We start from the raw sequence: 17,892 nt of genomic DNA, 5'->3' as shown, positions 1-17,892 counted from the left end.
CCCAGCCGCGCTCGGCGAGCAGGGGCGGGATGGTCGTCCCGTAGACGATGAGGTCGTAGCCGTCGAAGACGACGATGAGCCAGGTGAGGAGCGTCACCAGCCACGCGGGCCGGGTGCGCAGGGAGGAGGATCGGGAGAGGGAGGGCGTCGTTGCCATGCCTCCATGGTTAGAGTGTTCGCAATAGAGGAACAGGGAATTCTGCTATGAAGAACAAGCCGCTCTATGCGCTCACCAGCGTCGACCATGCCCTGCAGCTCGCCGTCCTGCTGCAGGTCGAGGGCCCGCTCAGCGTCAGCGACGTCGCGGCGCGGCTGGGCGTCGCCCGCTCGACCGCGCACCGGCTCCTCGCCATGCTCGTCTACCGGGACTTCGCCCGGCAGGGCGAGGACCGGCGCTACCACGCGGGCCCCGTCCTCTCGCTCAGCGCGCGGTCCCGGCCGCACACGGCCCTGCTGCGGGCGGTCGCGATGCCGCACCTGCACGTGCTCGTCGACCGGCTCCAGGAGTCGGCCAACGTCCTCGTCCTCGCCGGGGACTACGCGCGCTTCGTCGCCTCGGTCGAGTGCGCGCAGGCCCTGCGCGTCGGCACCCGCGAGGGGATGGTCTTCCCCGCGCACCTGACCTCAGGAGGCAAGCTGCTGCTCGCCGACCTGGGCGCCGAGGAGCGGGCGGCGCTGTATGCCGCCGAGCGCTGGGAGGGCCGGGAGGACCAGCGTCCCGACCTCGCCGCGCTCGAGCGGGAGCTCGCGGTCGTCGCGGAGCGCGGCTTCGCCATCAACAAGGACCGCTCCGAGACCGGCGTGACCGCCGTCGGGCGGGCGATCCGGGTGGGGGACCGCGCAGAGGGCGCGGTGAGCGTCTCGATGCCGACGGTGCGGTTCCGCGAGGACCGCCTCGTCGACATCGTCAGCGCCCTCGCCCTCGCCACGCGGGACATCGAGCACGACCTCCACGAGGCGCTCCGCGTCGAGTCCTGAGTCGGATCGCCCCACCCTCCGGAGGAAGGCCGGGACCCGCGGGCTCCGTCAGCCGAGCGACGGCAGCTGCCGCGCCGCCACGGTCAGGAACGGCCACGGTGGCAGCAGCGGCCCGAGGTAGGCGCCCGCCGCGTGGTAGACGTCGGGCCGTCCGGGCCACACCGCGGCTCCCTCCCGGAAGTCGTCGTCGAGCTCGTTGATCCAGCTGCCCGTCACGTCGATGAAGTGCTCGGCCGCGTGGTTCCAGAGGCGGCGGTACCACCGCTCCCACTCCTCCGAGCCGGTGAGGGCCCGCAGCTGAGCGGTCGCCTGGATGCCCTCGCACACCGGCCAGTGCAGCCGCACCGTGGAGACGGGACGCCCCTGCCAGTCGACGGTGTAGACGAGCCCCTCGCGCCCGTCCACGCCCCAGGCCCCGAGGGCCGACCGGCTGAGCTCGACCGCGGCCTCGAGCACCCAGCCGGGCGTGGTGATGCGTGGCGACGCGTGCAGGGCGCAGAGCAACCGCGCCCACTCGAGCGAGTGGCCGTAGGTCGCACCGTAGGGGCGGAAGGGGTGGTCGGGGTCGTCGGCGTTGTAGTCGGGCAGCTCCTCCCAGCGCTCGTCGAAGTGCTCCGGGATGAGCCAGCCGCGGGCCCGCGCGTGCCGGTCGATGAGGCGCTCGCAGATCCGCAGGGCGCGTCGGTGCCAGAGGTCGTCCTCGACCGCGTCGCCCAGGGCGAGGAACGCCTCCACGGCGTGCATGTTGGCGTTGGCTCCGCGATAGGGCTCCGGGTCGTCCCAGGTCGCCGACCAGGACTCGCTCAGCGCCCCCGCCTCCTCGTCCCAGAATCGCTCCTCGACGAGGCGCGCCGCCTCGGTCGCGAGCTCGACGGCGCCTGGTGCCCCCGCCGCGAGGGCCGAGCTCGCGGCGAGGATGACGTGCACGTGCTCGTATGCCGTCTTGCGGCCGGTGCGCTCGAGGCTGCCGAACCAGCCGCCGGCCTCCTCGTCGCGAAACGGCCCGACGAGCGAGGCGATCCCGTGCTCGAGCAGCCGGTCGGCCCCGGGAACGCCCAGGACGGAGCCCAGCCCGGCGACGTGGGTCATCCTGGCGGTGAGCAGGAGCGTGGGCTCGCGCCCGGGCAGCGGCTGCCCGTCACCGCCGAGATAGGCGAAGCCACCGCCGGGCAGCACACTGGGCAGGACGAACTCGAGCATCCGCGTGAATCGGTGCTCGGCCCAGCGCCGGTGCGTGGGCCGGGCCACCCAAGGGGTGAGCGGGCCGGCGGCCGGGGATGACGCGGATGGTGACGGCGTGGCGGGCATGGTCAGGGGCTCCTTCGGGAGACAGCGGTGCGGATGGACGCGGAGGCCGCGCACTCGGCGAGGAAGCCGCCGATGAAGGTGTCGCCGAGGCCCACGGTCGTGGGGCTCTCGACGTCGACGGTCGGCACGGCCGCGGCGGCGACGCGGCTGCCGCCGAGCGCCGCGAGCGCACTGAGGAACCGGCTCGTCGCGTCGTCGACGGGCTGGTGGCGCACCGTGCGCACGTCGGCGGGGCTCGCCGCGGAGCCGAAGGCGTACCGGGTCGTCGCAAGGGCCACCCCAGTCGCGAGCGCAGGCTCGACGTGCGACGCAGGGGCCCCGAAGGCGAGCGCCCAGTGGCGCGAGTGGACGACGACCACCGGCACGTCGACGCGGCCCGCGAGGGTCGACACCGCGTCGAGGACGTCGGCGGCGTCGAGCAGGTCGATCGGGCGGCCGAGCAGCGCCGCCAGCTCTTCGTCGCTCAGGCTGTAGACGTCGACGAGGCGCGCCATGCGAGAGCGCACCACGGCGGCGAGCTCGGGCTCGTGGTAGCCGGCGTCCTCGTAGCAGACGAGGCTGTCGGGCCTGGCAGCAGCGACGCTGGCCTCGATGCGGTCGAGTCGGTCGCGCAGCTGCGCACCGGTGCGGATCGCGTTCAGCCCCGACACGAGGAAGACCGCGGCGCCCGCCACCGCCGTGGTGAGGTCGTCGCTGAGGAGGAGCCGCTCGTTGGCCGGGTCGTTGACGTAGATGAGCCGGTTCGCGCGGGGCGCCACGAGGTCGAGCCGGTCGGTCCTCACCCGGGCCCCGGCCGGGTACTGCACGATGAGGTGGGGGTAGCTCGCCTCGTCGCTGTCGCCGACGAGGTAGGCGGCTCCTGGCGGCAGCAGGGCGAGGACCTCGTCGTCGACGAAGGCGAGGTGCACGAGCGCGCACCTGCCGAGCAGCCCCATCGCCGCTGCCGCTCGCACGCAGGTGCCGCCGAGCGAGGTGACCCCGGCGAACCGGTCGCTGAACCGGGTGATGACCTCAGGCTCGTCGACGCGCCGCTCCCCTCCGGCGCCTCGGCCCAAGTAGCCGAGGACCGACGCGACGAGGTCACGCTCGGTGCGGATGGGGCCGGCTCCGACGAGGTCGGCGGGACCGATGCCGTGGTGCTGGGCCAGGTCGGCCAGCACCACGGCATCCCAAGCGATCTCGCGGTCGACCGCCGCCCCGAACCCGAGGACGACAGCTGCCGTGCTCAATACAGGGCAGCCTTGCCGGACGCGTTGAACAGCTCGATCTTGTGCGCGGCGGTGGCCTTCATCGCCGCGATGCACGGCGGCTGGATGGAGTTCGGCTCGCGCAGCTTGGTGTCGGCGAGCACCTCGCGCATCTTGTCGTGGTACGCGACCTTGATGTCGCTGCTGATGTTGATCTTGGCGATGCCGTGGGCGACCGACTTGGCGATCTCCTCGTCAGGGTTGCCCGACCCGCCGTGCAGCACGAGCGGGATGGAGACCGCGGCCTCGATCTCCTCCAGCAGGTCGAGCTTGATCTCGGGCTTCATCCAGTCAGGGTAGAGCCCGTGGCAGGTGCCGATGGCGACGGCGAGGCTGTCGACACCGGTCTGCTCGACGAAGCGGACCGCGTCGTGAGGATCGGTGTAGATGATGGAGTCCGTGCCGGCCTCGGCCTCTGCGTCGGTCTTGCCGATGGTGCCGAGCTCAGCCTCGACGCTGACGTCGACGGCGTGTGCGGCGTCGGCGACGCGCTTGCTGATCTCGACGTTGTCGTCGAAGGGCTTGAGCGAGGCGTCGATCATCACCGAGGTGAAGCCGAGCTGGATCGCGCGCAGCGCCTCCTCGTACGTCGCGCCGTGGTCCCAGTGGACCGCCACGGGGATGGTCGTGCGCCGGGCCCGGCTGAGCACCGAGGCCAGGAAGTCGGCGCCGACGTGGCTGACCTCGTCGGGGTGGATGGCGACGATGAGGGGGGACTCGGTGTCCTCGCAGATCTCGAAGATGCCCTTCAGCATGGCGTGGTCGCTGATGTTGAAGGCCGGCACGGCGAAGTGGTTCTCGCGGGCGACCTGGAGGAGCTTCACTCCGTTGACGAGCATGGCGGTGGGTCTTTCTCTCGGGGTGGGGTGGGTTGCCGGTTCTCAGTTCTTGACCGCACCGGCTGTCATGCCGCCGATGAAGAACTTCTGGAAGAACACGAAGAGGACCAGGACCGGGATGCTGCCGAGCACGCTCATGGCCATCATCTCGCTCCATTCGTAGGAGTGCTGGCCCATGAGCAGCTGGATGCCGATCGGCACCGTGCGCATGTTGTCGGTCCGGGTGAGGGTGAGCGCGAAGAGGTACTCGTTCCACGCGATCATGAAGGTGTAGACGGCGACCGAGACGATGCCCGGCAGTGAGATCGGCACGAGGATGCGCCACAGCGCACCGAAGGAGGAGGTGCCGTCGACGCGGGCGGCCTCGTCGAGCTCGCGCGGCATGGTGTTGAAGTAGCCGGTCATCATGACGATGGCGTACGGCAGCGTGAAGACCATGTACGTGAGGATCAGGCCCTGGTAGCTGTTGTAGAGCCGCAGCGCGACGATGAGGCCGAAGTAGGGGATGAGCAGCGTGATCGGTGGCACCGCCTGGATGCCCACGATGACGACGTTGGCCGTGGCCTTGCCGCGGAACTCGTAGCGGCTGAAGGCGTATGCCGCGAGGATCGCCACGAAGAGCGTCAGCACGGTCACCGAGATGGCCACGACGTAGCTGTTGAGGAAGAAGCGCAGCTTGACCGGGTCCGCGAAGACCGTCTCGTAGGCCTTGAGGGAGAAGTTCTCGGTGATGAGCTTCGGCGGCCACGCGAAGATCTCGGAGTTGTCCTTGAACGAGCTCGACAGCATCCACAGGATCGGCAGGCCGGCGAAGCAGGCCCCCAGCACCAGCCCGAGGAGCGCTCCTGCCTTGAGCAGACGGCTCCGCGCGCGGACCGACAGGCTCTTGGCCGTCGGGGTCGCGACGGACGCACGCCCGGGCGGTGCCGCTGAGGTCGCATCGTGGCCCACGGTCGCCACGGCGCGGGAGGCCATGGTGTGGTGGGTCATGGTGTGGTGGCTCATGGTGTGGTGGGTCATGGTGTGGTGGCTCATGGTCAGTCCCTCGCTCGCTGGTGACGGACGTAGAAGACGGCGAGCACCATCGCGATGACGAGCATGATGACGGCGCTCGCCGACGCCTGCGCGAACTGGTACTTGCTGAAGGCCAGCTTGTAGGTGTAGGTGCTCAGCATCTCGGTGCGGTCGAGCGGGCCCCCGCCGGTCGTCATCCAGATGAGGGGGAACTGCTGCGAGGTCCAGATGACGTCCAGCAGCGCCATGCTGACGATGATCGGGCGCAGCGAAGGCAGCGTGACGTGCACGAACCGGCGCCACCACGACGCGCCGTCGACGGCGGCGGCCTCGTAGAGGTCCGCGGAGATCCCCTGCAGCCCGGCGAGCAGGCTGACCATGAAGAACGGGTAACCCGCCCAGATGTTGATGAGCGTGACGGCCGGCAGGGCGAGGTTGAGCTCGGAGAGCCAGGCGACCGGTCCGTCGATGGCGCCCGCCGCCTGCAGGCCGTAGTTGACGACGCCGTTCGGGTCGAGCAGCAGCCGCCAGAGGATGGCGATGATCGCCACCGTGAGCAGCCACGGCATCACGAAGATCGTGCGGAAGACGGTCTTGGTGCGCTGGCCGATGAGGCTGGTGTTGAGCAGCATCGCGAAGCCGAGGCCGAGGAACAGGTGGGCGAGCACGCTGATCCCGGTGAAGACGAGGGTGTTTCGGGCCGCGGTGCCAAGGAGTGGGTCGGCGAGGAGCGTCGCGTAGTTCTGCAGGCCCACGAGCACCGAGGTCGGGCTGATGATGACGTTGTCGAAGAGCGAGTACCGGATCACCACCGCGATGGGCAGGATCATCAGCACGACCATCAGGGCCCCGACCGGGGCGAGGTAGCCGTAGGGGACGAGGCGGCGCCCGAGCGGCGGTCGGCGCCGGCCGGCTGCGGCCGCGAGCGGCCGGGTCGACATCGTGGGTGCGGACATGTGTGCCTCCCCGGTGGGGCGCGCCGGTGCGTGCCGCGCCCCACCACGAGCGATCAGAACTTGGACGACCAGTCGGACTGGGCCTTGGACAGCGACGTCTGGACGGGCTGGTTGTTCGCCAGGGTCTCCTGCAGCTGCACGTCGAAGCTGCGCATGAGGTCCTCGGCGGTCGGCAGGCCGGTGAACTCGTTGGCCGGCACGCCCTTGTTCCAGATGTCGAAGGCCGTCTTGAACATCGCGTCCGACTTGACGAAGTCAGGCACCGACTGCGTGTTGCCGGGGAAGGCGTTGGCCACCGACGAGAGCTTGGAGTTGACGTCCTTGCTCATGAGGTACGCCACGAGCTTCTGCGCCTCGGCCTTGTGCGAGCTGTTCTCCGAGACGCCGATGCCCCACGAGGCGTACGGCATACCGCGCTTGCCGGAGTATCCGTCCTCGGCCGGGATGGCGGAGATGCTGAACTTCAGCTTCGGGTTGTTCTGGCGGATGAGGTTGATGTGCGCCAGCGAGTCGATCATCATGCCGATGCGTCCGTTGGTGAACTGCTCGACCTTGTCCTGCTCCTTCATCGTCAGGGCGCCGGGCGCGATGGCCTTGGCGTCCCAGAGCTGCTTGATGAAGGTGACGACACTCGTGACAGCCTGGTTGGTGAGGTCCGGCTTGCCGTCCTTGAGCATGGACCCGCCGGACGCCCAGACCCACGACATGACGTCGTTCTGGATGCCGTTGGGCGCGTCCTGCGCGAGAGGGAGGACCCACCCGTAGGCGCCGTTGCCGGTGGCCGTCACCTTCTTGGCCGCCTCGAGGAACTCCGACCGGGTCGACGGCGGGGCGTTGACCCCTGCCTTGGCGAGCAGGTCGTCGTTGCTGAACATCGGGTAGACGAAGTTGACGACGGGGATCATGTAGGTCTCGCCGCCGACCTTGATCTGGCTCGCGAGCTGCGAGTCGTCGTAGCCGGAGCTCTTCATCAGCGTCGTGAGGTCGGTGATCGCCTTCTGCTTGGCGAAGTCGCTGACCCAGGCGCCGTCGAGGCCGACCACGTCGGCGAGCGTCTTCGAGGCGGCGCCGGCCACCGTCTGCTGCTGGGTCGAGGCGTACGGCGCGCTGATCAGCTTGACCTTGACGCCCGGGTTGGCCTTCTCGAAGTCGTCCATGATGCCGCGCAGCGCGCCCTTGGGCAGCTCCGGCTCCCACCACTGCGAGAACTCGAGGAGGACCGACCCGTCGGCGGCCTTGGTGCCGCTGTCGGCGCCGCCACCACCGATCGGCGACCCCTCTCCGCCACCGCAGGCCGCGAGGACGACCCCGAGCGTCGCGGCCATACCGCCCACCATCACCGTTCGTGAAGCACGACTCTGTGCTCGCATTCCTTCTCCGTTCTCCGGATGAACCTGCCTGCTGGCAATTGCTGTTTTCTGCCCCTTGATGCGAGAATATGCCCAAGCACGCGGCTCGGTCAAGGAAGTTCACGGAACACCGGGCACCAGCCGGAGGAGACACCGGCCGCTCGCCAGGCCGTCGAAGCGGCGCTACGCAAGAGAGGGGTAGGACGGTGACGAGGCAGCAGCACGGGGCTGGCGAGGTCACGGACGGCCCCACCTCGGCGGCATCGGAAGGGGCAGATGCGCGCACGAAGCCGCACGCGCCGGCATACGACAGCGCGGAGCGCCGCCGTATGCTCCGGGGCATGGAGGATGACTCGACGCAGCTGCCGGCCAGCCGCAAGGCTGCCGTCGTCGCCATGGTTGCCGAGGCCGGTCAGGTGACCGTGCAGGCGCTCGCCGAGCGGCTCGGCGTCTCGGCCGACACCATCCGGCGCGACCTCGACCAGCTCGACGGCGAGGGCCTCGTCATGCGCACCCGCGGCGGGGCGGTCGACCCGACCCGGATGCCGCGCATGGACCCCGGCCTCAACACCCGCATCCAGGTGCAGCCGGCCGCCAAGGAGCGCATCGGTGCCATCGCGGCCGGCCTCGTCACCGACGGCGACGTGCTCATCATCAACGCCGGCACGACGACTCTGGCCCTCGCGCGCCACCTGCACGACCACCGCGGCCTGACGATTGCCACCAACAACCTGCGCCTCGCGACCGAGATCTCGCCCAAGTGCCTGCGCGACCTCTACGTCTTCGGAGGGGACGTGCGACACGCGGCCCAGGCCACCATCGGCCCCGTCGCCTTCCCGGTGTCCCTCGGTGGTCGCGACATGGACATCCGGTGTGACCTCGCCTTCATCACCGTCGGCGGGGTCTCGACCGACGGCGGCTTCTCCACGAGCAACCTCGCCGAGGCCGGCATGATGCGCGAGATGGTGACGCGCGCGAGCAAGGTCGCCATGCTCGCCGACTCGACGAAGTTCGGGCGCCGCCTCTTCGCCCAGATCGCGCCGCTCGAGGCCGCGGACTACTTCGTCACCGACCGTGAACCGCCCGCCGACCTCGCGGCGCAGCTGCGGCGCAGCGGTGTCGAGGTGCTCTGGACCCCGCGGTCGGAGCAGCACTGAGCACGGCCACCGCACGGCATCCGGTGGTGGCCTCCCCGTCGACTGGCCACTTTCGCACGCGCGAGCCCCTCCCCGTCGCGCCACGCGCGCACGCCTGCCGCACGCGCGCACGCCTGCCGCCACTTCGCGATGGGAGCACCACCCTGCGGGGGCGGCATACTTCGGTGGTGAGGAACCTCAGCGAGCGCATCCCGTCCGACCCCGACCCGGACAGCCTCTACGCGCTCTTCACCGCCTGGGTGGCCGAGCAGGGCCTCACGCTCTACCCGCACCAGGACGAGGCGTTCCTCGAGGTGCTGAGCGGCTCCAACCTCATCCTCGCCACCCCGACGGGGTCGGGCAAGTCGCTCGTCGCGACGGCCGCGCACTTCACCGCGCTCGCCGAGGACCGGGTCAGCTTCTACACCGCCCCGATCAAGGCCCTCGTGTCGGAGAAGTTCTTCGCCCTGTGCGCGCAGTTCGGTGCGGACAACGTCGGGATGATCACCGGCGACGCGTCCGTGAACGCCGATGCCCCGATCATCTGCTGCACCGCCGAGATCCTGGCCAATCTCGCTCTGCGCCAAGGGTCCTCGGCCGACGTCGGTCTCGTCATCATGGACGAGTTCCACTTCTACTCCGAGCCTGAGCGCGGCTGGGCGTGGCAGGTGCCCATCCTCGAGCTGCCACAGGCGCAGTTCGTCCTCATGTCCGCAACGCTCGGCGACGTGACGATGTTCCGTGACGACCTCACGCGCCGGACCGGGCGGGCCACCGCGGTCATCGCTGGCACGGAACGCCCTGTCCCCCTGGAGTTCTCGTATGCCGTGACGCCGATCCACGAGACCATCGAGGAGCTCCTCGCGCACGACCGCGCGCCGGTCTACGTCGTCCACTTCACCCAGGCCGCCGCCCTGGAGCGGGCTCAGAGCCTCGTCGCCCTCAAGGTGTGCACTCGCGAGGAGCGCGATGCCATCGCCGAGCGCATCGGGGCCTTCCGCTTCGGCGCCGGCTTCGGGCGGACCCTGTCGCGCCTCGTCCGCCACGGGATCGGGGTGCACCACGCCGGGATGCTGCCGAAATACCGCCGCCTCGTCGAGCAGCTCGCGCAGGACGGTCTGCTCAAGGTCATCTGCGGCACTGACACGCTCGGGGTGGGCATCAACGTGCCGATCCGCACGGTGCTGCTCACGGGCCTGACGAAGTTCGACGGGACGAAGCAGCGGCTGCTCAAGGCGCGCGAGTTCCACCAGATCGTCGGGCGCGCCGGCCGCGCGGGCTTCGACGTCCGCGGCTGGGTCGTGGCGCAGGCCCCCGAGCACGTCGTCGACAACCTCCGCGCGGTCGCCAAAGCGGGTGACGACCCGAAGAAGCAGCGGAAGGTCCAGCGCAAGAAGGCGCCCGAGGGGTTCGTCGGGTGGAGCGAGGAGACCTTCGACCGGCTCATCGCCGCGGTCCCCGAGCCGCTCCAGCCGCGACTGCGCGTGTCGCACTCCATGCTCGTGAACCTCCTTGCCAGACAGGGCAACCCGGTCGCGCACGCACTGCGGCTCCTGTCTGACAACCACCACGAGCCCAAGGACCAGCGGCGGCTGCAGCGGCATGCGCTGGTCCTCGCGCGCGAGCTGCTCAGCTCCGGCGTCGTCGAGCGGCTCGCGGTGCCCGACGCCAGCGGCCGGCGCCACGCGCTCACGGTTGACCTGCAGCGCGACTTCGCCCTCAACCAGCCGCTGGGCCCGTTCGCCCTTGCCGTGATGGAGACGCTCGACCCGGAGTCGGACGCCTACGCGCGCGACGTCGTCTCCGTCGTGGAGGCGATCCTCGAGGACCCCCGCCAGGTCCTCTGGGCCCAGGAGTCGAGGGCTCGTGGCGAGGCCGTGGCCGCGATGAAGGCCGACGGGATCGACTACGAGGAGCGGATGGAGCGCCTCGAGGAGATCACCTGGCCCAAGCCGCTCGCCGACCTGCTCGAGGTCACGCTCACGGCATACCGGCGCGGCTCGCCGTGGATCGCACCGGACGCGCTCTCGCCCAAGTCGGTCGTCCGCGAGATGTACGAGCAAGGCATGACGTTCAACGAGTTCGTGTCTGCCTACGGGCTCTCACGGTCCGAGGGCCTGCTGCTGCGCTACCTCAGCGACGCGTATCGCACCCTGCGGCACACCGTGCCGGAGTCCGTGCGCACGGAGGAGCTCGAGGACATCACCCTGTGGCTGGGCGAGCTCGTGCGGCAGACCGACTCGAGCCTGCTCGACGAGTGGGAGGACCTCGTCCATCCGGCGGAGGCACTGGCGCACCGGGCCGACGTCGCGCCACCGACGCGGCCGATCACGGCCAACGTGCGGGCCTTCACGGTGATGATCCGCAACGCCATGTTCCACCGCGTCGAGCTGGCCGCGCGCGACCAGTGGGAGGCGCTCGGCGCGCTGGAGGCCCGCGTGGCCGAGCTGACCGACCCGCCCCAGCGGGTCGTCATGGACGCGGACGCGTGGAACCGCGCGCTCGGCGCCTACTACGAGGAGCACGACTCCATCGCGACCGACCAGGACGCCCGCTCGCCGGCGCTGCTGCAGATCGAGCAGACCCCCACGGAGTGGCGGCTGCGACAGGTCGTCGCCGACCCCGACGGGGACCGGGACTGGGCCATCCACGCCATCGTGGACCTGGCTGCGAGCGACGACGTCGGCGCGGCGGTGCTCACGGTGACCGGGCTGGAGCGACTCGGCGGCTGACCCGACGCGCAGCCGTGCCACCTGCGCCCCGCGGGTTGGTGGCGGCGTCGGGGCGGGTATGCCGCCGAGTGCGGGTAGGAGCCAGGTCGGCAGTGCGAGGGTGGGACGCGCACTGCCGACCGGCCCGTCAGGGACTTGCCTTCTCGAGATGCCTCTCGAGAGATTTCACCTGACCCCCGTGGAAGTCCTGCGGTGCTGCCTTTCGGCGCCCTTTCATGGAAACAGCGGGACCGTTGAGGGGTAGGGGGATTCCCGGTTTCTTTACCAAATCCAGAAGGACGCCGGGCGGGTTTGGGGGGAATCGTCCTACTCTGCCCGGTGCACGCACCACCGGCAAGTTTCCGCGGCCGACGGCCCGTCGGCCGTGGCCCGTCGAGCCACGATCCGCGAGGCCGTGAAGCCCTCATCCGAGCCCGGCGCTGCAAGGATGCGGAGCATGGACACCTCCGACGTCAAGCGCGCGGCCCGCGGGGCCGGAGACCACCCCGCCCTGGAGACCGCGGCCCGTGCCGGCTACGCCGTGAGCGGCCTCATGCACCTGCTCATCGCCTGGATCGCGCTGCAGCTGGTCCTCGGCAACGCGGGTCCGGCCCGCGCCGACCAGTCGGGCGCACTGGGCACCCTCGCCTCGAACGGTCTCGGCCGGGTCCTGCTGTGGGTCGCCGTCGTCGGCTTCGCCGGGCTGGCGCTCTGGCAGGTGGCTGACGCCCTGGCCGGTTCGCGCGAGACCGGCGACCGGGTGAAGGCCGCGTCCAAGGCCGTGGTCTATGCCGTCCTCGCCGGCACCGCGCTCACCTTCGCGCGAGGCCGCTCCTCGTCGAGCTCGCAGCAGACCTCCGACTTCACGGCCACCCTGCTCGCCAAGCCGCTCGGCGCGGTGCTCGTCGGCGCCGTCGCGCTCGTGGTCATCGGCGTCGGCGTATACCACGTCGCCAAGGGATGGCGGAAGAAGTTCCTCCGCGACCTGCGGGAGCACCCCGGGCCGGGCATCGTGCGGGCCGGGCAGATCGGGTATGCCGCCAAGGGCGTCGCGCTCGTCGTCGTCGGCGCCCTCTTCGGCCTCGCCGCGGTGCGGCGCGACCCCGACAAGGCGACCGGTCTCGACGGCGCACTGCACACCCTGCTCGGGGCGCCCTTCGGCAAGGTCCTGCTCACCCTCGTGGCGCTCGGCCTCGCGGCCTACGGCGTCTACTCCTTCGCCCGCGCCAAGGACGCCGCCGTCTGAGCCCGGCGCCCCCCGCGCCGCAGCCAGCGCCAGGCGAGGAATGCGCAGACGACGCCGTTGGCGGCCCCGACGAGGATGTCCACGAGGTGGTGCATGCCCCGGTAGAGCCGGGCATAGGCGACGAGGAAGGGCACGAGGAGGCACGCGGCCGTGACCAGCCTGCGTAGCCAGTCCCGCTCGATCCGCTGGGCCATCATCGCGAACGTCAGGTAGAGCGCGGTCGCGGCGCCCACGTGGCCGCTCGGGTAGCTCGACGTCGGCGGTGCGGGGTCGAGGTGCGCCACGGGCGGGCGGCTGCGGCCCACGATGGCCGACGCGGCGACGAAGACCGACGCCTGCACGGCGATCGCGATGGCCGGCGTCACGGCATACCACCACTGCCGGGTCCGCCACCAGACCACGGCGACCGCCACCACGCAGACCCCGATGATGATCTCGGTGTTGCCGAGGCGCGACCACACCAGGGTGACCGCGTCCCAGGCGGGCGTGCGCCACGACTGCACGCCGGTGCTGAAGCGGTTCTCTGCGGGCAGGCCACCCAGCGCGCCCATGATGAGGAAGCCGATGCCGACGATGGCGCCGAAGAGGACGACGGCCGGGGCGAGGACGCGCAGCGCCGCGTCGCGCAGCGCCTGACCGACGGGCGGGCGGCTCTGGTCGGCGTCGAAGCGCTCGAGGAAGAGGTTGGTCACGGGGTGCCTCTCGGTCGGGGCGGCGGCGCGGGGGCCTCCTCCGGTGGGGGTGCGTCGTCGGGGCCGACCGGGTTCCAGCCCACGTAGCCGGCATACGACGCGAGGCCGAGGCCCACGCCGAAGAGGACGCCGGCGACGGTGTCGGAGGGGAAGTGCACGCCGAGGAAGACCCGGTCAAGGCACGTCAGGGCGGTGAGGACCACCGCGGCCGCCACCGCCAGCCGCCGACCGCCGGTCGGAAGGAGCGGCCAGAGCAGGATGACCAGGATCGTCGTCGCGGCGGCGACGTTGGCGACGTGGCCGGACGGGAAGCTGTAGCCGGGGGCGTGCGAGACCGGGTCGCTGACGACCGGGCGGGCGCGCTGCACGACGGCCTTGAGGACGAGCTGGAGGTTCCAGGCGACCATCATCGTCACGAACGCCCACGCCGCCCGCGTCGTCAGGCCCGCGCGCCGCCACACCCAGAGGCACACGAGGGACCCGACGATGTAGACCCACCGCGGCTGGAATGCCTCCTGCCAGACGACGAGCGCGGTGCGCAGCCCGTCGTGCGCGCGGGTGATGTCGGTCGCGGCGCGGATCGCCCCCTCGTCGAGGTCGATGACGGGGAGGAACTTCTCCCGCACGAGGAAGGCGAGCAGTGCGATGGGCACCGAGAAGGCGAGCCCGTAGCCGACGGCGCGCAGGAGGCGTCGGGCGCGGCTGGGCACCGGGGCGTATGCCGCGGAGCCGCGCCGCCTCGTCGGCGGCGGTGTGCCCGCGTGCGCCCCTTTGCCGTCAGGCAACTCGCACCACCAGCGCCTGCGGCAGGACGCGGATCGAGAGCGACTCGTGCTCGCCGATGGGGTCGCCGTCGACCTCCGCGATGACCGGCCGCCCCATCCGGATGCGTAGCCGCGTCGCGCGGAGGCGGTCGAGGCGCCGGTGGCCGTGGCGGTGCCGGGTGACGACATCGACGATCACCGACAGCCAGCCGCCGATGCCCTTGGGCGCGAGGACGACACCGTCGAGGATGCCGTCGTCGACGACCGCGTCGGGCAGCAGCTCGACACCGCCCTGCAGGGTGCCGCAGTTGCCGACGACGACCATCCGCGCGTGCCGCCGCAGGGTGGCGACCTCGTCGCGGTCGTCCGCCGCGGTCGGCGCCGGAGCGGTCGACTCCACGGTCACCGTGAAGCCGCGTCCCGCCAGCTTCTGGGCGCCGGCGAGCAGGTAGGCCAGCCAGCCGGCAACCTCCTTCACCTTCTCGTTGGTGTCGGCCATGATCTCGCCGTCGAGGCCGGCGCCCGCCATGACGAGGAAGACGTACTCGTCCTCGCCGACCTCGTCCTCCTTCGGTTGCGGGCCGGCCGCGGGCCCGGCGCGCATCAGCCCCACGTCGATGGTGCGGTCGGATCCCGCCAGCACCGCCTCCATCGCCTCCTCGATGGAGTCGACGGGCAGCCCGAGGTTGCGGGCGAGCAGGTTGCCCGTGCCGCCGGGGAGCAGCCCCAGGGCCACGTCGGTGCCGACGAGCGCGGACGCGACGGCCCGCACGGTCCCGTCACCGCCGAGCGAGCACACGACGTCGGCGCCGGCTTCGACCGCCTCGCGCCCCTGCTTCTCGCCCGGCTCCTCCGCGGTCGTCTCCACCCACGACGGCTCGTCCCACCCGTGGCGCCGGCAGGACTCCTCGATGACCCGCCGGGTCGCGTCGACGTCGTCGAGCCGCAGCGGGTTGACGACGACGGCGAGGCGCCGGCGCGAGGAACCGGGGATGTGGGCCATTCTCGAATGCTACGGTCCGGGAACCCCCGGGAGCCCGGTCCAGCCAGGGCGCCTTTTCCCCTCTTGGCGCGCACCCCTCACAGGCCCGGTGGCGGGCCCGCTCGTGGATCAACTGGCGGATCAGCTGGCAGGTGGTGTCGTCAGGGCAGCACCCACCGCCAGCTGATCTGCCAGTTGATCGGCCGGCTGATGATCGACCAGCTGATCTCGCCAGTTGATCCGCCAGTTGACGATCGGCCAGCCGTCAGGACGCGGCGCCGAGACGGGCCCTCTCGTCGCGCACCCACAGGCCGACCAGGCCGCGGAAGTGGGCGAGGAAGGTCTCGCGCTCGGAGGCCGGATACGTCGAGCGGACCGTGGCGTCCAGCAGGGCGTCGAAGGCCGGGGAGTCGACCCAGTCGAGCACGACCCGGTCGACGTGGGGCAGGTGCCGCTCGCACCACGCCCAGTAGCGGTCCGTGTCGAAGTACTCGTCGGCGATGGCGAGGTAGGCGTCGAGCTTGCCCTCCTCGTCGAGGTCGTCGCGGTCGGCGACCTCGAAGTAGCGGTGCAGCTCCAGGTCAACCCGCGGCTTCCGGCCGGTCACGAGGCAGAAGACCGACCACCGCAGCAGCGCCCGGATGGCCCAGGGGAAGTAGTAGTGCAGTGACGTCACGGCGACGTCGGGGCACGCGTTGGCGTAGTCGATGGGATACACGTCGTCGCCCTTGACGAGCATCTCCGCCGAGTTGAACTCCCAGCAGAACATCGCGTTGACGACCCGGCTGATGGCCGCGACCTGCTTGCCGGCCGACGGGCTGAGGAAGTCGTGGGACACGGCATACCGGTTGTGCATCGGCTGCTCGGGCCGGAAGTCCATGACCATGGTCTCCGGTCCGATGGACAGGGCCCGCGCGAAGACGTCGTAGTCGACGGTGGCCTGCAGGTGCATGAGCATCTCGCCGGACGCGTCGTAGGCCAGCTCGAGGGCGCGCTCGTCGTCGACCCGGGACACGCCCCGCCAGCCGCCGCCGTCGAAGGGCTTCATGTAGAGCGGGTAGCCGAGCTCGTTCGCGATCGCCTTGAGGTCGAAGGGCCGGTTGTAGCGTGCCGACGTGTAGGCCCAGCGGACATTGTCGACCGGGTTCTTGTAGGGCACGAGCACCGTGTCCGGGACCTTGAGCCCGAGTCGCATGAGCGCGCAGTAGGCACTGTGCTTCTCGATGGACTGGAAGGTGAACGGCGAGTTGAGCAGGTAGGTGTCGTTGAGCAGCGAGGCCTTCTTGAGCCACTCACGTGGGTGGTAGTACCAGTGCGCCAGGCGGTCGATGACGAGCTCGGTGCGCACCGGCTGGCGCAGGTTGAACGGCTCGATGGTCAGCCGCTCGCTGGTGATCTCGTGCACCGTGCCGTCGTCGTCGGTGACCGGGCCGATGAGCCGCAGCAGCTGCTCGAACGCGGTGGGCCAGTCCTCCTCAGCCCCGAGCAACAACCCGATCAGGTGCTTCCTCTCCGCCACCGTCGCCTCCTTCGCGCCCGCTGACCAGCCTCGGTCACCCGATCCTCGCAGGGCGCGCCCGCCCTGTCGCGCAGTACGCTCGGACGTGCCCACGACGTTGCCGGTCCTGCTCGACGCGTCGTCGGCCGACGCCTCGCTGCTCGGGCGGCTGGCCGAGTCGGCCCGCGGTGCGGGGCGGGACGTCGCCGCGGTCCTGCGCCTCGCGGACGAGCACGACCTCGCCTTCCCGCTCCCGGGTCGCGGGCGGACCCGCCTGCTCTGGGAGTCTCTCGCGACGGTGGCCGCGGTCGACCTCACCAGCGCCCGCGTCCTCGAGCCCCACCTCGACGCCCGGGCCATCCTCGCCGAGGCCGGGATCGCCGGCTCCTGCGCCGCCGGTGGCGACCGCACGCGGACGTGGGGCGTGTTCGCCGCGGAGGCTCCCGGGACCCGGCTCGAGGCCCGGACCGGCGGCGACGGCATACGGCTCGATGGGCGCAAGCCGTGGTGCTCGCTGGCCGGCTCCCTCAGCCACGCGCTCGTCACGGCGTGGTGCGGGGTGCAGGAACGCGGGCTGTATGCCGTGGAGCTCGGTGCGCCGGGAGTCGACGTCGAGCCGGTGGCCTGGGTGGCTCGGGGGCTGCGCGACGTCCCAAGCGGTCCGGTGTCGTTCACCGACGTGCCGGCCGTCCCGGTCGGCGAACCCGGTTGGTATCTCGAGCGCCCCGGGTTCGCGTGGGGCGGGATCGGTGTGGCTGCCGTGTGGTTCGGCGGGCTCGTCGGGGTCGCGCGACGCGTGCTGCAGCAGGGCCGGGAGCGTGAGCTCGACCAGGTCGGGCAGGCGCAGCTCGGTGCGGTGGACGCAGCCGTGGTTGCGGCTCGGCAGGGGCTCGCCGCGGCAGCCGCCGCGGTCGACTCGGGCCGGGCCGAGGGTGAGGTCGGGGCCGTCCTCGCGCTGCGGGTGCGCCAGGTGGTCGCGCGCGCGGCCGAGACCGTGCTCACCGTGAGCGACCATGCGCTCGGCCCCGGCCCGCTCGCCTTCGAGGAGGAGCACGCCCGGCGGGTGGCCGACCTGCGGCTCTATGTCCGTCAGGAGCATGCGGAGCGGGACCAGGCGGCCCTGGGACGCTTCCTCGTCGCCGCCGATCGGGCGGGAGAGGTGGTGTGGTGAC

15 protein-coding genes are annotated in these 17,892 nt (G+C 71.2%); 5 read left to right on the top strand and 10 right to left on the bottom strand.

What is annotated here, in order from left to right:
- Positions 1 to 204: 204 nt before the first annotated feature.
- On the top strand, positions 205 to 978 hold the full coding sequence (locus tag VFJ94_RS07515; protein WP_325003582.1) for an IclR family transcriptional regulator: 774 nt from the start codon (positions 205 to 207) through the stop codon (positions 976 to 978).
- A 48-nt stretch (positions 979 to 1,026) separates the two neighbouring features.
- Here the strand turns inward: VFJ94_RS07515 and VFJ94_RS07510 are convergent, their stop codons facing one another.
- Genes VFJ94_RS07510 through VFJ94_RS07485 form a run of 6 tightly spaced genes read right to left on the bottom strand, consistent with a single transcriptional unit; the run spans position 1,027 to position 7,667 of the window.
- Positions 1,027 to 2,286 (bottom strand): AGE family epimerase/isomerase, encoded by a 1,260-nt coding sequence (locus VFJ94_RS07510; RefSeq protein ID WP_325003581.1) that lies wholly within the window; start codon positions 2,284 to 2,286, stop codon positions 1,027 to 1,029.
- A gap of 2 nt (positions 2,287 to 2,288) precedes the next feature.
- A complete protein-coding gene (locus tag VFJ94_RS07505; protein ID WP_325003580.1) occupies positions 2,289 to 3,515 on the bottom strand; it encodes an ADP-dependent glucokinase/phosphofructokinase in 1,227 nt (408 codons plus the stop codon).
- Positions 3,512 to 4,372 carry a ketose-bisphosphate aldolase gene (locus VFJ94_RS07500; protein WP_325003579.1) on the bottom strand — a complete coding sequence of 287 codons (861 nt, stop codon included), beginning with the start codon at positions 4,370 to 4,372 and terminating at the stop codon, positions 3,512 to 3,514. The genes VFJ94_RS07505 and VFJ94_RS07500 overlap by 4 nt, the downstream gene beginning before the upstream one ends.
- A 42-nt stretch (positions 4,373 to 4,414) precedes the next feature.
- Complete coding sequence (locus tag VFJ94_RS07495) at positions 4,415 to 5,407, bottom strand: carbohydrate ABC transporter permease (RefSeq protein ID WP_325003578.1); 993 nt, start codon at positions 5,405 to 5,407, stop codon at positions 4,415 to 4,417.
- Positions 5,408 to 5,409: 2 nt separating this feature from the next.
- Positions 5,410 to 6,342: a sugar ABC transporter permease gene (locus tag VFJ94_RS07490; protein ID WP_325003577.1), complete on the bottom strand. Its 933-nt coding sequence runs from the start codon at positions 6,340 to 6,342 to the stop codon at positions 5,410 to 5,412.
- 53 nt (positions 6,343 to 6,395) lie between these two features.
- Entirely contained in the window at positions 6,396 to 7,667 is a 1,272-nt protein-coding gene (locus tag VFJ94_RS07485; protein WP_325003576.1) for a sugar ABC transporter substrate-binding protein, read from the bottom strand.
- A 365-nt stretch (positions 7,668 to 8,032) separates the two neighbouring features.
- On the opposite strand from VFJ94_RS07485, the gene VFJ94_RS07480 reads away from it, so the two are divergent.
- From VFJ94_RS07480 to VFJ94_RS07470, 3 genes are all read left to right on the top strand, one after another.
- Positions 8,033 to 8,848 carry a DeoR/GlpR family DNA-binding transcription regulator gene (locus VFJ94_RS07480; protein ID WP_325003575.1) on the top strand — a complete coding sequence of 272 codons (816 nt, stop codon included), beginning with the start codon at positions 8,033 to 8,035 and terminating at the stop codon, positions 8,846 to 8,848.
- 167 nt (positions 8,849 to 9,015) lie between these two features.
- Positions 9,016 to 11,559: a DEAD/DEAH box helicase gene (locus VFJ94_RS07475; protein WP_325003574.1), complete on the top strand. Its 2,544-nt coding sequence runs from the start codon at positions 9,016 to 9,018 to the stop codon at positions 11,557 to 11,559.
- A gap of 436 nt (positions 11,560 to 11,995) precedes the next feature.
- Positions 11,996 to 12,784 (top strand): DUF1206 domain-containing protein, encoded by a 789-nt coding sequence (locus VFJ94_RS07470; RefSeq protein ID WP_325003573.1) that lies wholly within the window; start codon positions 11,996 to 11,998, stop codon positions 12,782 to 12,784.
- On the opposite strand, the gene VFJ94_RS07465 is transcribed toward VFJ94_RS07470, so the two are convergent.
- From VFJ94_RS07465 to VFJ94_RS07450, 4 genes are all read right to left on the bottom strand, one after another.
- Complete coding sequence (locus tag VFJ94_RS07465; protein WP_325003572.1) at positions 12,748 to 13,476, bottom strand: phosphatase PAP2 family protein; 729 nt, start codon at positions 13,474 to 13,476, stop codon at positions 12,748 to 12,750. The two genes, VFJ94_RS07470 and VFJ94_RS07465, sit on opposite strands and share 37 nt — an antisense overlap.
- Positions 13,473 to 14,261 carry a phosphatase PAP2 family protein gene (locus VFJ94_RS07460; RefSeq protein WP_325003571.1) on the bottom strand — a complete coding sequence of 263 codons (789 nt, stop codon included), beginning with the start codon at positions 14,259 to 14,261 and terminating at the stop codon, positions 13,473 to 13,475. The genes VFJ94_RS07465 and VFJ94_RS07460 overlap by 4 nt, the downstream gene beginning before the upstream one ends.
- Positions 14,254 to 15,243, bottom strand: coding sequence for a diacylglycerol/lipid kinase family protein (locus tag VFJ94_RS07455; RefSeq protein WP_325003570.1), 990 nt, complete (start codon positions 15,241 to 15,243; stop codon positions 14,254 to 14,256). The genes VFJ94_RS07460 and VFJ94_RS07455 overlap by 8 nt, the downstream gene beginning before the upstream one ends.
- A gap of 244 nt (positions 15,244 to 15,487) precedes the next feature.
- On the bottom strand, positions 15,488 to 16,741 hold the full coding sequence (locus VFJ94_RS07450; RefSeq protein WP_325003569.1) for a hypothetical protein: 1,254 nt from the start codon (positions 16,739 to 16,741) through the stop codon (positions 15,488 to 15,490).
- Between the two features lie 85 nt (positions 16,742 to 16,826).
- On the opposite strand from VFJ94_RS07450, the gene VFJ94_RS07445 reads away from it, so the two are divergent.
- Positions 16,827 to 17,891, top strand: coding sequence for an acyl-CoA dehydrogenase (locus tag VFJ94_RS07445; protein ID WP_325003568.1), 1,065 nt, complete (start codon positions 16,827 to 16,829; stop codon positions 17,889 to 17,891).
- Position 17,892: the final 1 nt, after the last annotated feature.

This window comes from Intrasporangium sp. (assembly GCF_035688975.1).
Taxonomy (GTDB): domain Bacteria; phylum Actinomycetota; class Actinomycetes; order Actinomycetales; family Dermatophilaceae; genus CALMNV01.
Note: the sequence above shows the minus strand (reverse complement) of the source record. Positions and strands in the feature narration are given on the sequence as shown.